General features: G+C 68.9%; 13 protein-coding genes and 3 pseudogenes. 11 read left to right on the top strand and 5 right to left on the bottom strand.

The genetic code is table 11. The features are described 5' to 3' along the window. Positions 1–14: 14 nt before the first annotated feature. Together ACWCQS_RS40095 and ACWCQS_RS40090 are read right to left on the bottom strand one after the other, a co-directional pair. Entirely contained in the window at positions 15–794 is a 780-nt protein-coding gene (locus tag ACWCQS_RS40095) for a serine hydrolase (RefSeq protein WP_451009067.1), read from the bottom strand. Beyond that, positions 788–1,018: an amidohydrolase family protein gene (locus ACWCQS_RS40090; RefSeq protein WP_451009066.1), complete on the bottom strand. Its 231-nt coding sequence runs from the start codon at positions 1,016–1,018 to the stop codon at positions 788–790. Before ACWCQS_RS40090 ends, ACWCQS_RS40095 begins: the two co-directional genes overlap by 7 nt. On the opposite strand from ACWCQS_RS40090, the gene ACWCQS_RS40085 reads away from it, so the two are divergent. The 6 genes from ACWCQS_RS40085 to ACWCQS_RS40060 all read left to right on the top strand — a co-directional run bounded on the left by ACWCQS_RS40085 (position 1,005) and on the right by ACWCQS_RS40060 (position 7,242). Further along, positions 1,005–1,682: an extracellular solute-binding protein gene (locus ACWCQS_RS40085; RefSeq protein WP_451009065.1), complete on the top strand. Its 678-nt coding sequence runs from the start codon at positions 1,005–1,007 to the stop codon at positions 1,680–1,682. The genes ACWCQS_RS40090 and ACWCQS_RS40085 overlap by 14 nt on opposite strands. Before the next feature lie 111 nt (positions 1,683–1,793). Beyond that, positions 1,794–2,906, top strand: a complete 1,113-nt coding sequence (locus tag ACWCQS_RS40080) for a glycoside hydrolase family 15 protein (protein ID WP_451009064.1) — start codon at positions 1,794–1,796, stop codon at positions 2,904–2,906. Beyond that, positions 2,903–5,131, top strand: a complete 2,229-nt coding sequence (locus ACWCQS_RS40075) for a glycoside hydrolase family 31 protein (protein ID WP_451009063.1) — start codon at positions 2,903–2,905, stop codon at positions 5,129–5,131. The genes ACWCQS_RS40080 and ACWCQS_RS40075 overlap by 4 nt, the downstream gene beginning before the upstream one ends. 487 nt (positions 5,132–5,618) lie before the next feature. Next, on the top strand, positions 5,619–6,245 hold the full coding sequence (locus ACWCQS_RS40070; RefSeq protein ID WP_451009062.1) for a hypothetical protein: 627 nt from the start codon (positions 5,619–5,621) through the stop codon (positions 6,243–6,245). Between the two features lie 151 nt (positions 6,246–6,396). Beyond that, positions 6,397–6,891: a DUF6461 domain-containing protein gene (locus ACWCQS_RS40065; RefSeq protein ID WP_451009061.1), complete on the top strand. Its 495-nt coding sequence runs from the start codon at positions 6,397–6,399 to the stop codon at positions 6,889–6,891. A 72-nt stretch (positions 6,892–6,963) separates the two neighbouring features. Further along, positions 6,964–7,242, top strand: coding sequence for a helix-turn-helix domain-containing protein (locus ACWCQS_RS40060; protein WP_451009060.1), 279 nt, complete (start codon positions 6,964–6,966; stop codon positions 7,240–7,242). Here ACWCQS_RS40060 and ACWCQS_RS40055 read toward each other — a convergent pair. Both ACWCQS_RS40055 and ACWCQS_RS40050 read right to left on the bottom strand, forming a co-directional pair. Next, positions 7,136–7,588, bottom strand: a complete 453-nt coding sequence (locus tag ACWCQS_RS40055; protein WP_451009059.1) for an IS3 family transposase — start codon at positions 7,586–7,588, stop codon at positions 7,136–7,138. The two genes, ACWCQS_RS40060 and ACWCQS_RS40055, sit on opposite strands and share 107 nt — an antisense overlap. After that, positions 7,516–7,953, bottom strand: a complete 438-nt coding sequence (locus ACWCQS_RS40050; protein ID WP_451009058.1) for a transposase — start codon at positions 7,951–7,953, stop codon at positions 7,516–7,518. The genes ACWCQS_RS40055 and ACWCQS_RS40050 overlap by 73 nt, the downstream gene beginning before the upstream one ends. A 115-nt stretch (positions 7,954–8,068) precedes the next feature. On the opposite strand from ACWCQS_RS40050, the pseudogene ACWCQS_RS40045 reads away from it, so the two are divergent. From ACWCQS_RS40045 to ACWCQS_RS40025, 5 genes and pseudogenes are all read left to right on the top strand, one after another. Next, positions 8,069–9,213: pseudogene (locus ACWCQS_RS40045) on the top strand (IS3 family transposase). A gap of 619 nt (positions 9,214–9,832) precedes the next feature. After that, a complete protein-coding gene (locus tag ACWCQS_RS40040) occupies positions 9,833–10,438 on the top strand; it encodes a dihydrofolate reductase family protein (RefSeq protein ID WP_451009057.1) in 606 nt (201 codons plus the stop codon). Positions 10,439–10,566: 128 nt separating this feature from the next. After that, positions 10,567–10,680, top strand: a pseudogene (locus tag ACWCQS_RS40035) (IS630 family transposase); the annotation flags it as partial. 159 nt (positions 10,681–10,839) lie between these two features. Beyond that, positions 10,840–11,202 carry a hypothetical protein gene (locus ACWCQS_RS40030; protein WP_451009056.1) on the top strand — a complete coding sequence of 121 codons (363 nt, stop codon included), beginning with the start codon at positions 10,840–10,842 and terminating at the stop codon, positions 11,200–11,202. Between the two features lie 34 nt (positions 11,203–11,236). After that, positions 11,237–11,814: pseudogene (locus ACWCQS_RS40025) on the top strand (nucleotidyl transferase AbiEii/AbiGii toxin family protein); the annotation flags it as partial. 321 nt (positions 11,815–12,135) lie between these two features. On the opposite strand, the gene ACWCQS_RS40020 reads toward ACWCQS_RS40025, so the two are convergent. Next, positions 12,136–12,540: a DinB family protein gene (locus ACWCQS_RS40020; RefSeq protein WP_451009131.1), complete on the bottom strand. Its 405-nt coding sequence runs from the start codon at positions 12,538–12,540 to the stop codon at positions 12,136–12,138. Between the last annotated feature and the right edge of the window lie 85 nt (positions 12,541–12,625).

Raw genomic sequence — 12,625 nt, 5'->3', positions numbered from 1 at the left:
CGGAAGGGGCCACGTCAGCCCGCCAGCGTCGCGATGCGCGCGCCGACCGCGCGCATCGCCTGCACCATCGTGAACTCGTGTCGTGGAGGGCAGGAGGTGAGTACCGCGTAGCAGATCTGGCGGCTGCCGCGGACCACGCCCACATCGCAGCGGGTGCCGGTGTCGGTGCCGGTCTTGTTCGCCACCCACGGGCAATCGCCCCCCACGCGCCGGATCGTGTGGTCCTCCGGATCATGTGGGATCAGCGCCGTCACCATGCTGCGGTCGCTGCAGGCGGCCATCCAGCCGAGCATCGTCACCGCCCACGGCTCGTCGCCGGCGATGCGTTCCGCCAGGCCGGCCAGTTCGTGGGCGGTGCCGACGGCGAAGGTCGGGGCGTGGGATGCCAGCCGGGGTTCGCGGATCCGGTCCAGGATCCGCGTCCGCTCAAGGCCGAGCAGGCCGGCGCGCTCGTTCACGCGGCGAAGGCCGATGACGCGGATCAAGGCGTTGGTGGCGGTGTTGTCGCTGACGGCGGCAGTCAGGCGGGCCAGGTCGGCCACGGTCCAGCGGTGTGCGGAGAGCTTGGCCAGCAGGCCCGATCCTCCGCAGTGGTCCTCTTCGCGAAGGTCCACCGGTTCGTCACCGGCCAGGGCGCCGGTGCTCAGGGCATGTGCGACCTCGGCCAGCAGCAGCAGCTTCCCGACGCTGGCGAGCGGAAGCACCTTGTGACTGTGGAGCTCCAGCTCCGGGTGGCCGGCTACCGCGACGGTGAGCGTGCCGGGCAGCGCGGCCGGCTGGGCAGGGGTCAGCATGCCAGCACCTTGCCGGGTCGGGCTCCGGTCACGGCGCCGTCCTCCACCACCACGGTCCCGTCGACGACCACCAGCGGGATGCCCGCGGGGGGCAGCAGAGGTTCGGTGAAGGTGGCGCGGTCGGCGACGGTGGCCGGGTCGAAGACCACGAGATCGGCGGGGGCGCCGCCGCGCAGGACGCCGCGCCCGGTCAGGCCGAACCGTGCCGCGGTGGCCCCGGTCATCTTCAACGAGTTCTCCAAGGCCCTCGACCAGGCGGGCGGCTCCTTCCTGTCCGCCGACGGCACCAAGGCGACCTTCGATGGCCCCCAAGGCATCGCCGCCGCGAAATGGCTGATCAGCAAGAACAAGACGACCATGCCCGATGTGGCGAAGAGCGCGAACACCCCCGACTACGACACCAACCTGTTCAAGGCCGGCAAGCTCGCCATGTGGCACAACGGCAACTGGCAGTTCAGCGCCCTGCAGAACGTGCCCTTCGACTGGGACGTGGCCGTCGAACCCGGTGACACCCACAAGGCCAGCGCGGTCTTCCAGAACTCCGTCGGCATCTCCAAGACCACCGATCACGCCGACGCCGCCTTCAAGTGGCTGGCCTACCTGACCGCCTCCGACACCACCGCCAAAACCCGCGTCGACTCCTCCTGGGAGCTCCCGCCGCTGGCCGACACAGCCAAGGTCGCCGGCTACCTCCACGCAGGCAAGCCCGCCAACCGCCAGGCCGTCTTCGACTCCCTCAAGCAGCAGGCCACGGCGCCGGTCATCGCCAAGCAGCAACAGATGCAGGACATCGTCAACAACGCCCTCGCCGATGCCGCCGCCGGCCGCACCGATGTCGCCAAGGCGTTGTCCCAGGCAGCCCGGCAGGTCACCGCACTGCTGAAGTGAGGCCTCGGGCGCCCGCGGGAGACCTGACCGCCCCGCGGGCGCCCGAACCCCCGGCCACACCGGGTACCGCTGCTCCTTCCCACCCCGCACCACCCACACAGGAGACACGCCTTGTCCACCCCCACGACGCAGTCGCCCGGCCACGCGCGCCTGGCCCGCCGCAGCCTGGAGGTGATCACCGCCAACCAGGCGCCCTCCGGGGCCTACCCGGCCTGCCCGAGCTACCCGGTCTACCGCTACTCCTGGTTCCGCGACGGTTCGTTCATCGCCGAGGCCGCCACCCGCGCAGGCGCCGCCGACTCCGCCGACGCCTTCCACCACTGGTGCGCCAAGGTGGTCACCGATCGCGCCGACCGCATCGAGCGGATCGTCGCGGCGAAGGCCGCAGGCCGACAGCCCGCCGAGGCCGACCTACTGCCCACCCGCTACACCCTGGACGGCCAGGACACCGGCGACGTCGGCTGGTGGGACTTCCAGACCGACGGCTACGGCACCTGGCTGTGGGCGCTGAGCGAGCATCTGCGCCGGCACGGCGGCGATGCGGCCCCCTACCACGAGGCGATCCGCCTCACCGTCGGCTATCTCGCCGCGACCTGGGACCTGCCCTGCTACGACTGGTGGGAGGAGTCCAAGGAACACCGGCACGGAGCCACCCTCGGCGCCCTGCGCGGCGGCCTTAAGGCCATCGAGGCGGCGGGCCTCGACGACACCGGGCTCTGCGCACCCACGGTCGCGCAGATCGATGCCCTCGTACGCGAACGCGGCCTGCACGAGGGCCACCTCGCGAAATGGCTGGGCAGCTCGGCGGTGGACGCGAGCCTGCTGGCTTGCCTGACACCGTTCGCCTCCGTGGACCCGGCCGGGCCCATCGCCCAGGCAACCCTCGCCGCGATCGAGCACGACCTGCTCGAGCCGGAAGGCGGCGTCCACCGCTACCTGGGGGACGTCTTCTACGGCGGCGGGCAGTGGCCTGTCCTGGCCGGCCTCCTCGGCTGGCACTACGCCCGCATCGGCCGCACCGACGACGCCCGACGCGAGCTGGAGTGGATCGCCTCCCACGCCACCGCCGACGACCTACTGCCCGAACAGGCTCCCGGCGCAACCCTCCTGGCACCCCAACACCTGCCCAGGTGGCAGGAACGCTGGGGACCGAATGCCACCCCGCTGCTGTGGTCCCACGCCATGTACCTGATCCTCGCCCACGAACTGGAAGTGTCCGCATGATCCGCCACCGCCCCCACGGCTCGGGCCATGCCTACCAGCCCACCGACGACCAGCGTGTGCCCGTGACCCCCCTGGCCGGTGAGCCCTTCGAGATCCGCGCCTCCACCGGCTACGCCATCCAGACCGTGGTGTGCGAGTGGGACAGCGGCGACGGCATCACCGAACTGACCGCCGCCATCGAAGACGTCACCGAAGCCACCGGCGACAGCGGCGGCAACACCGACAGCCACCTCGCCGCCGCAGCCGCGGGCGGCCGCGACCGGCGCCACCGCTGGGTGGTACGCCCCGCCCCGCTCGCCGAAGGCACAAGCGCCCGCTACCGCTTTGTCGCCCGCCACCAAGACGGCCGCATCCGCCGCACCTCCTGGCACACCGTCGCCCCGGCCGCATGGCACAAGGGGGCCGCACGACTGCAGGCCACCCAGCACGCCGGCCGCCTGGTCGAGGACTCCCTCTCCAGCCTGGTGGCCGCCGACGGCACGGTGCTGCGCATCCGCTTCGCACTACGGCTGGCACCCGGCGAGCACGTGGTCGGCTTCGGCGAACGCTACAACGCCGTCGACCAGCGCGGACGCACCCTGGACGCCCAAGTCTTCGAGCAGTACAAGGGACAGGGCTTCACCCCCCGCACCTACCTGCCGATGCCCTTCGCGATGGTGCTGGGCGGTGACAGCTGGGCCTTTCACCTGCGTACCTCCCGCCGCACCTGGTACGACATCGGCGCAAGCGATCCGAACCTGCTGTGGATCGAGGCACAGACCCCGCCGGACGGCTCACTCGAGACGGTCTGCTTCCACGGCGCCCCCCACGAACTGCTGTCCGCCTTCCTCGACGAAGCCGGCCGCCCCGAAGAACTGCCCGATTGGGTCTTCCGCCTGTGGGCCAGCGGCAACGAATGGAACACACAGCAGCGCGTGCTGGCCGAGATGGACCGCCACCGCGACGAGGACATCCCCGTCGGCGTGCTGGTCATCGAAGCATGGAGCGACGAGGCGACCTTCACCGTCTTCCGCGACGCCCAGTACACCGTCAACGAGGACGGCGCCCCCCACCGCCTGGCCGACTTCACCTTCCCCCCCGACGGTGCCTGGCCCGACCCCAAGGGCCTGGTCGACGAACTGCACCAGCGCGACATCAAGGTGCTGCTCTGGCAGATCCCGCTGATGAAGATGCGTCCCGCTCCCCGCGGGCAGGCCGCCGCTGACGCCCGCGCGATGATCGACCACGGGTACACCGTCATGGAGGAGGGCGGCAAGCGCCCCTACCGCAACCGCGGCTGGTGGTTCCCCCAAGCACTCATGCCGGACCTCACCAACCCCCAAGCACGCCAGTGGTGGACCTCCAAGCGCCGTTACCTGGTCGACGAGGTCGGCATTGATGGCTTCAAGACGGACGGCGGCGAACACGCCTGGGGCGAGGACCTGCGTTACGCCGACGGCACCACCGGCGCACAGACCAACAACCTGTTCACCGTCGAATACCCCTCCGCCTACCGTGAATTGCTCCGAGAGGGCGGCAAGGCCCCGGTCACCTTCAGCCGCGCCGGGTTTACCGGCTCGCAGAACGCAGGCGCCTTCTGGGCCGGCGACGAGGACTCCACCTGGGACGCCTACCGGCACTCCCTCACCGCCGGCATCACCGCCTCGGCCTGCGGCATCATCTATTGGGGCTGGGACATCGCGGGCTTCTCCGGCGACGTCCCGGACGCCGAACTGTATCTGCGCGCCATGGCGGCATCCTGCTTCATGCCGATCATGCAATACCACTCGGAGTACAACCACCACCGGCTGCCGCTGCGCGACCGCACCCCGTGGAACATCGCCGACCGCTCCGGCGACCCCCGCGTCCTGGAGATCTCCCGCAGATATGCCCACCTGCGCGAGCGCCTGGTCCCCTACCTGGCACAGGAGACCCGCACCGGCCTGGCGCAAGGCAAGCCGCTCATGCGCGCACTGTTCTTCGACGACGCCCAGGACGAACGCATCTGGGACTTCCCCGACCAGTTCCGGCTCGGCTCGGCACTGCTGGTCGCCCCTGTCACCCAACCGGGCGCCGCCGGCCGCACGGTGTATCTGCCCCGCGGCGAGTGGGTCGACGTCTGGAGCGGTCAAAAGCACACCGGCGCAAAGGTCGTTCAGCGCGCCACCCCCCTGGACATCATCCCCGTCTTCGCGACCGCCGACCGGTGGGCCGACCTCGAACCCCTCTTCTCCACCGGCACCTGACCCTCCGAGCAAAGAGCCGAGCCGCCTCACGCGGGTCGTCTTCTTCTGGAACAGGACGCACCCATACGGCCCACCAGGCACGCGGATCAAGTACGGCGGCCGTACGGTCGCAAGTGGCAAGCCCCGCTTCAGACAGGACAAGTGCGGGCTGACGGCCCCGTGCTCCCATCGCACGCTGCACGGGGCTGTTCCACTCCCTCCGAGCGCGGCGGCAACCCTCACGGACGGGCGCGTGCTGATCGCGGGCAACCGGGACCTCTGGCTCTCTCGAAGCCCGCGGGCGGGGCGCGGTCACGAGTCTTGATCTCTTCCCGCGCCGGGTGGGCCGTCACAGGATCCACGAGATCGGCGTATGTGTGACCTGCAGATTTCCAGTAGCGATGGAGATAGGCGATGGGTACGGATCGGCTACAGGAACGGTGACGGCGTCGTAAGTGACTCGCCTGGCTTCCTACCGGGTCCACATGCCCCCGCGGATCCCCTCCACATGCGTCAGATGGACAGCGGACACCAGCACAGGGTATGCACGCGTATCGCACTGTTCATCATCCCGGAACTCGAGGACAAGCCGATGCGTGCAACGCAGCTCATACCCGGAGTGACCGTCGTGCTACTCGCAGCCGCTCTCACGACCGGCTGCTTTGATGGACACAGCACTAAGGCCGGGCCCCGGCCCGTGGATTCCTCCGTCACGGCGACGCCGACGCCCGGGATCACTGCGGCAAAACGGGTGGGGAGTTCGCCAACACCGAGCGCCGCCACATCGACTGGCTACCCGACTACCCTGGCCGCTCCGGGCGCGGCCGTGCCGCAGGTACGAGATGCCTTCGCAGTACTGCAAGCAACGTACAACGACAGCTGCGGGACGCCCGGAAACTGCCAGTACTTCCTCAACCGTCTCTTGACCAACCTCGACGACCTTGGCAACTCGATGAAGGCCAGCCCGAAGGGCACTGCCCACTTCAGGCAGCCGCTCGCCTGGATCGGGCAGATGCAGAACGCGCTGGGCGGCGACTTCACGTTCGATAACCTCCACAAGCACCAGAGCCTGCTGGTCACGACCCGCGACAAGATCAACACTTGGATGCAGTCGTACCCGGACGACTACCGCTAAGCGGTTGCGGCGAAGTCGAGTACTGATCACTGAGTTGGCCAGTTCCACGACCAGCGGGCCGGCTCCTGTGCCTGGCGCTGACCGGCTGCCGCTGTCTCCGACGGCGGGCGGTTGCACGTACATGTCAGTGGGTTCCTCTACGGTGCCCGGTATGACGCATTGGATACACCGCCCGCTCCCGCACCACGAGGAGACCAACGTCGTCTTTTTCCGGGGGATGTCTTTGGATGCGCTCACGCGAGGACTCCTCAGCCTGCGGCGAATGCCACTCGCGTACGGCAAGGGAACCGACTGGGGAGTGGTGATGCACAACATGCTCAGCTGGGACGCCGACGACTATGGCACTACCGAATACGGGAGGCTTTGCCCAGACGGCGGCGAGCTCGTCGTCTTCGAGACGGAGCCGTGCAGCGTGAAGGCCCACCGCCCCTGGTTCAGCTACTACCGAGACGGGGGCCTGATAACCCACTTCATCTTCGAGAGTCCGTACGACCGCGGAGGTGAGGAGCCCGACCTGCTGTTGCCCGTTCTCACGGCGGCGAACATGGTCGGGCCGCAGGCGGATCTTGACGGGGGTGACATCGAGGAGCGGATCGTTGAGGCGATCACCGATTTCTTCTCTTTGCCCGAACTCGAAATGCCATGACCGAGAGCACTGAACGGGCTCGGTGATGTGGGCCCGTGGTTCGGGTACGAGGCAGGGCGGGAGGGGCTGCCCATGCCGAAGATCCTGCGTGTGGAGTTGACGGCGGACCAGGAACGCGAGGTGCGTGAGCGGCTGCGGGCACGTGATCTCGCGCCGGGCACCAGGCTGTGTCTGGAGTGCATACGGCTGATGGGGCGGGGTCTGACCGTGCCTGGGGTGGCTGACCTGCTCGAATGCACCGCGGTCACCGTGCGGGGCGCGGTCCGCCGTTTCGTGACCGGTGGATTCGACGCGCTCGTGTACCCCCCCGCGCTGGGGCCGCCCGGCCTCGGTCACACTCGAGGACCGTGAGGCCCTGGCCTTCCCGGCGGCGGGGCCGCACTGCGTTCGGCCGCTCGGCGGTGAACCGACGGTTGACCAGGTCCGGCGGACGCGGGGCGGCTGGCTCGGGGATCGTGGTGCGGCGGCGCTGTCCGCGGATGACGCCCTCGATGCCGATCTGGCGCATCAGCCGCTCGGCGGTGCACCGCGCGACATGATGGCCGGCACGGGCCAGTGCGCGGGTGACGCGGCGGGCGCCGTAGGTGCGACCCGAGTCCTCCCACACGGCTGTGACCAGCGGGATCAGCTCCTCGTCGTGGAGTCGGCGGGCCGACTTCGGCCGCTGCTTGCGCGCGAAGTACGTTGATGGGGACATCTGAAGCACCCGGCAGACGGGATCGACCCCGAAGCCGTTCGCGCAGGTGGTCGATCACCTGCTCGGCCTCGTCCGGGGACGGTCGATCTCCTGGGCAAAAACACACTGGCTGCTTTGAGGACCTCGTTGGCTCGCCTCAACTTGGCGTTCTCCTTGCGGAGTTGCTTCAGCTCCTCCAGCTCGGAGCTGGTCAGCCGGTCGTCGCGCTCGCCCGCGTCGGCCTCGGCCTGGCGGACCCAGGACCGCAGGGCCTCCTTATGGATGCCGAGGTCGCGGGCCACGTGCGCGATCGGGCGGCCGCTTGAGCGGACCTCGCGGACGGCACGTTCGCGGAGTTCATCGGGGTACTTACGGGGTGCTGGCACTGCTGGTGGTTCTCCTTACGCCTGGATCGTAACCCAGGCTTTAGGGGTATGCCCCGGGTTCAATGGGGCCGGGCTGCTGGGGAATTGACTACCCGTCGGCCGTCGGAGGCTCGTTATGCCCCTCAGCTATCCGCCCGAGTTCCGCCGCCGTGTCCTCGATCTGGTCGCCTCCGGCCGGAAGATCGCCGAGGTGGCCACACTCCTCGGGATCAGCGAGCAGACCATCTATGTCTGGCGCCGCCAGAATCTGATCGACACCGGGCAGATGCCCGGTGTCCCAAGCCATGAGCAGTCCGAACTGACAGCAGCACGCAAGCGGATCGCAGAGCTCGAGGCCGAGCTGGCCGTCCACCGACGGGCATCGGAACTACTTGGGGAGACCACCTCCCCAAAGGGCGGTTCGAGGCCATACGAGTGATGGCCGGCGAGGGGCATTCGGTGCAGAGGGCCTGCCGAGCGCTGCACGTGGCGGAGTCGGGCTACTACGCCTGGCGCGACCGGCCACCCTCGGCCCGCACGGTGCGGCACGCATGGCTGACCGATGCCATCGTCGGTATCCACACCGCCTCCCGCGGCACCTACGGCTTCCGCCGCATCCATGCCGAACTCGATCTCGGATTAGGCATCCGCGTCAGCCACGGCACCGTAGAACTGCTGATGCAGCGGGCCGGCCTGCAGGGCCTGCCCGGCGGCCGTCGCCCCCGCCGCATACGGCAAACGCCCTCGGCCGCCGACCTAGTGGAACGCAACTTCACCCGGCACGCCCGCGACCAGCTGTGGGTCACCGACATCACTGAACACCCCACGATGGAAGGCAAGGTGTACTGCGCGGTGGTCCTCGACACCTTCTCCCGTAGGGTGGTCGGCTGGTCCATCGACGCCTCGCCCACCGCGGCCCTGACCACCAACGCGCTGAGCATGGCCATCGGCAACCGTCGTCCACAGCCGGGCGGCACGATCGTCCACTCCGACCACGGGGTCCAGTTCAGCTCCTGGGCCTTCACTGAACGCGCCCGGGCCACCGGCCTGCTGCCCTCGATGGGATCGATCGGCGACTGCGTGGACAACGCGATGATGGAGTCCTTCTGGGCACGGGCCCAGGTCGAACTGCTCGACCGGAAGCGGTGGCGCACCCGGCTGGAGCTGTCCACCGCGCTCTTCGAGTACCTGGAGATCTTCCACAACCGACAACGCAGGCACTCCGCTCTGGGCGTGCTCAGCCCAGTGGAGTACGAACTGCGTGCAGAACCTGCAGCGTGAAATCAGGTATCCCGACTCCGTGCAACTCGGGGCAGGCCGGGGACTCCACGAAAGCAAGAGCAGCTCATTCTCCGTGGCGTCCTCGCCGGGCGTCCAGAGCTGTTCGACAGGGTGCATCGTGGCGTCGCCCCCCTCGCTGGTTACGAGGTTGTACGGGCCGGTGGTGGTCATGCGCTCGCTCCGGTGCTGGTGTCGACCGCCGTGAGGACGCGCGGGAGATGGACGTGGAGGTGTTCGACGTCGACCTGGCGGCCGCGGGCGCGCAGTCCGCGGGCAAGGAGTTCGGCAAGTCCGGATGCCCTTGTCCGGACTAAGAAGGCGATCACTGGAGACCCGCCGCGATGTCGTTGCCGAAGCGGTCGGTGAGCAGGGCCGTTCGCGGGTGGGGCTGAGCTGGGGCTTTGACAGAAATCAAACCGCCGTTCCCAATCGCCGGAGATCATTACCCAACTGCGTGCATAGTGCAATCATGTAGACCTCCGGCCCTCCGAAAGAGTGCCGCTCCGCCGACCTGATCGGCTGCAACGTCAGGGGTTTTCTCGTTACTCCACAGCACCGCCGATGAGTTTGTGGCTCCCGGCCAGTCCAAGCTCGTGACACCTTAGGAAAGGACACCGCCATGTCGGAGCTTCTCGTCGACTTCATCACCTCCCTCGACGGCCACGCATCGGGAGAGGGATGGCCCGGGTTCTGGGGCCTCGAGGGCCCGGAGTACCTCGCATGGCTCGGCGAGCAGCCCGAGGCCACCTACCTGATGGGAGCGAACACCTACCGCCTGATGTCGGGCTTCGCCGCGGGCGAGGTCCCGAATGGCCAAGACGAGTTCAGGCCCGAAGAAGAGGCGTCCGTCGACGAGCTCACGCAAGCGTCCAAGGTGGTGTTCTCCTCCTCACTCGAGGAGCCACTGACGTGGGCCAACTCCACGCTCGTCCGCGACGACGCCGTCGAGGCGGTCCGCGCCATGAAGTTGAGTGGCTCGGGGCTCCTCAGCACGATCGGCAGCCTCAGCCTGTGCCGGTCCCTGCTACGAGCCGGACTCGTCGACCGCTTCCGGGTCGTGATGTTCCCGGTGATCACCGGGGCCACGGGTGAAGAACGCATCTATGACGGCTATCCGGACGTTGCCCTCGAGATGATCGAGCACCGCACCTTCGACGGCCGCATCCAGCTGGTTGAGTACAAGCCACGCGTGCTCGAGCACCCGCCGCTCGGCGTCCCTGCGTGACGTCGCCCCGTCCGCCAGTCTGGACGGCCGCCAGGCCGGCGCCGGCGAGCGCGGAGCAAGACCTACTGAGCTCTTCGGGTTGGTGTCGGGGCGGTGACGATTGGTGGTCCCTGCAGTAGGCCGGTGGTATGCGGTATGCGCAGGGTGGTGGGCTGACCGCGGAGCGGCGACGGTTTCGCGAGCGGATCCGGTACGAGGCGGGCGAGCGCTTCGTTCGTGGCGAGAGAACAGCAGTGATCGCACATCACCGGCTGATGCCGTAGTCCCTGGTGCGGCTGCGGGGGTGTGTGACGATACGGTGAGGCCGCGGGTGAGATCCGGGGGATGCGGCTGCCGCCATCCACACATTCGGCAGGAGAGCGCGGTATTTGCCATATCGCCGCCTTGCACCAGCGATACTGATGGATGCGACGACCACCGCCCTGCGCGCCGAGGTGCTGCGGGAGCGTTACCGCAGTCGGATGCCCGAGTGCCTGCAGGAGCTGGCCGGCCCCGTCGAGGGCACAGTCGACCTGCCGCTCCACATCGTCTGGTCCGGACGGACGAGCTACAGCCTGGACCGCCCGAAGTCCCGCATGACGCTCTACCGGACCGTCCTCGCCGAGGGCCAGCGCGAGGACCTGGCGGCCTTCCTTCACCACCGGCTGCTGGCCGAGCAGTGGCCCGTTCTGCGCCGCTTGGTCAGCCCCTACATCCGCGAGGTCCGGGAAGACGCCTTCCCCGAGCTGCCCCACACAGCTCCGCCCGACGCGACCGTCGCGTGAAGCTACCCCCCTCCACGAGCGTCTCCTCGCCGACATCCTCGACCTCGGCTCCCCCTATCCTCTGGTCCTCACCGGCGGATATGCCGTGCAGGCTCACGGCCTGGTGGAACGCTTAGCCGGGACCTCGACGTCGCCACCGAGAACCCCGCTCCGATGGACGAGATCGTCGCCGCCCTCACCGCGCGCGGCTGGCGGACCATACATGTCCAGACCGACCCACTCAGCGGCCGGTTCCTCGTCACCGACCCGGACACCGGCGAGGAGTGCGAGGTCGACGTCCTCAAAGAGGCATTCTGGGCCCCGCCCGCCCAGACCCCCCACGGCCCAGTCCTCTCCCTCGACGACGTGATCGGCACCAAGGTCCGTGCCCTCGCCGACCGCGGCACCGTCCGCGACCTCATCGACGTCCGGGCCGCCTCCCGCCACCGCTCCACCACCGACCTCGAATCCCTCGGCCGCCGCCGCGCCCCCGACGAGTTCAGCCTCGAAGACCTGCGTGATCGGCTCATCGGTGCGGACTGGTACGAGGACGAGGACTACGCCGCGTACGGGCTCACCTCCCGGCAGATCGAAGAGCTCAAGACATGGGCGCTGGCCTGGGCGGAGGACCTGGGGCGCGGCTCCACAACGAGAACACCTGACCAAGAGGCGGCGCTCTCAGCGGGGGCGGCGGCGAGCGCCAGCCCTCGCCGGTCTCCCGCGCCGCCATACCTGACCGGCACGTGCGCGCGATATCGGCACGCATTGAACCGGGCGCCGCACTCCCCGCTGAGCCGGATGTCCCGAGGGCGGTACTGCGATGCTTCGGCCCGGCCACGAGGGGCTCTGGAACCGCGCCATGGTCCCGCTCGGCGTCTGCCGCACCAGGCCGACGGTCCCGGCCTGCGCCTGGCCGTACCAGGGGCCCGTCAGGGGACCGACCCCAGGCCCCCACTACTGTTCGGCGATTGTGTCGATGCGCGCGCGGAGGAGGTCGGCGTGGCCGTTGTGCCGCGCGTACTCCTCGATCATGTGGGTGAGGATGTAGCGGAGAGAGAAGACGTCGTCTCGGTACCGCCCGGTGACGTCGGGGGACTGGGCGGCATCCACGATGTTGCGGGATCGGGCGCACTCCTCATGCCAGATCGCGAACGCCTCTAACGGGTCTGCGGTGTCGACGGCGAAAGCGCCGCCGTCGCTTCGGGGCCAGTGCACATCGCTGTGCTCGCCGTTGAACACGTTCCGGAACCAGGTCCGTTCGACGTCAGCCATGTGCCGGACGAGGCCGAGCAGCGACAAGCCCGAGGGCCGCACGGTCCTTTCCCTGAGCTGCTCGGCTGTGAGCCCCGCACATGCCATGGCCAGCGTGTCACGCTGGCGCTGCAGGAAGCCGGTCAGCGTGGCTAGCTCATCGGCCACCCGCGGAGGTTCGGTCCTCTCCCGG

Source organism: Streptomyces sp. NPDC002076 (assembly GCF_053593835.1).
Note: the sequence above shows the minus strand (reverse complement) of the source record. Positions and strands in the feature narration are given on the sequence as shown.

What these genes read in the sequence shown, in the direction of transcription:
- ACWCQS_RS40065 (WP_451009061.1), top strand. Translation starts at nt 6,397, where the DNA reads ATGACGCATTGGATACACCGCCCGCTCCCGCACCACGAGGAGACCAAC.
- ACWCQS_RS40055 (WP_451009059.1), bottom strand. Translation starts at nt 7,588, where the DNA reads ATGTCCCCATCAACGTACTTCGCGCGCAAGCAGCGGCCGAAGTCGGCC.
- ACWCQS_RS40095 (WP_451009067.1), bottom strand. Translation starts at nt 794, where the DNA reads ATGCTGACCCCTGCCCAGCCGGCCGCGCTGCCCGGCACGCTCACCGTC.
- ACWCQS_RS40040 (WP_451009057.1), top strand. Translation starts at nt 9,833, where the DNA reads ATGTCGGAGCTTCTCGTCGACTTCATCACCTCCCTCGACGGCCACGCA.
- ACWCQS_RS40060 (WP_451009060.1), top strand. Translation starts at nt 6,964, where the DNA reads ATGCCGAAGATCCTGCGTGTGGAGTTGACGGCGGACCAGGAACGCGAG.
- ACWCQS_RS40070 (WP_451009062.1), top strand. Translation starts at nt 5,619, where the DNA reads ATGCGTCAGATGGACAGCGGACACCAGCACAGGGTATGCACGCGTATC.
- ACWCQS_RS40030 (WP_451009056.1), top strand. Translation starts at nt 10,840, where the DNA reads ATGGATGCGACGACCACCGCCCTGCGCGCCGAGGTGCTGCGGGAGCGT.
- ACWCQS_RS40090 (WP_451009066.1), bottom strand. Translation starts at nt 1,018, where the DNA reads ATGACCGGGGCCACCGCGGCACGGTTCGGCCTGACCGGGCGCGGCGTC.
- ACWCQS_RS40020 (WP_451009131.1), bottom strand. Translation starts at nt 12,540, where the DNA reads ATGGCATGTGCGGGGCTCACAGCCGAGCAGCTCAGGGAAAGGACCGTG.
- ACWCQS_RS40075 (WP_451009063.1), top strand. Translation starts at nt 2,903, where the DNA reads ATGATCCGCCACCGCCCCCACGGCTCGGGCCATGCCTACCAGCCCACC.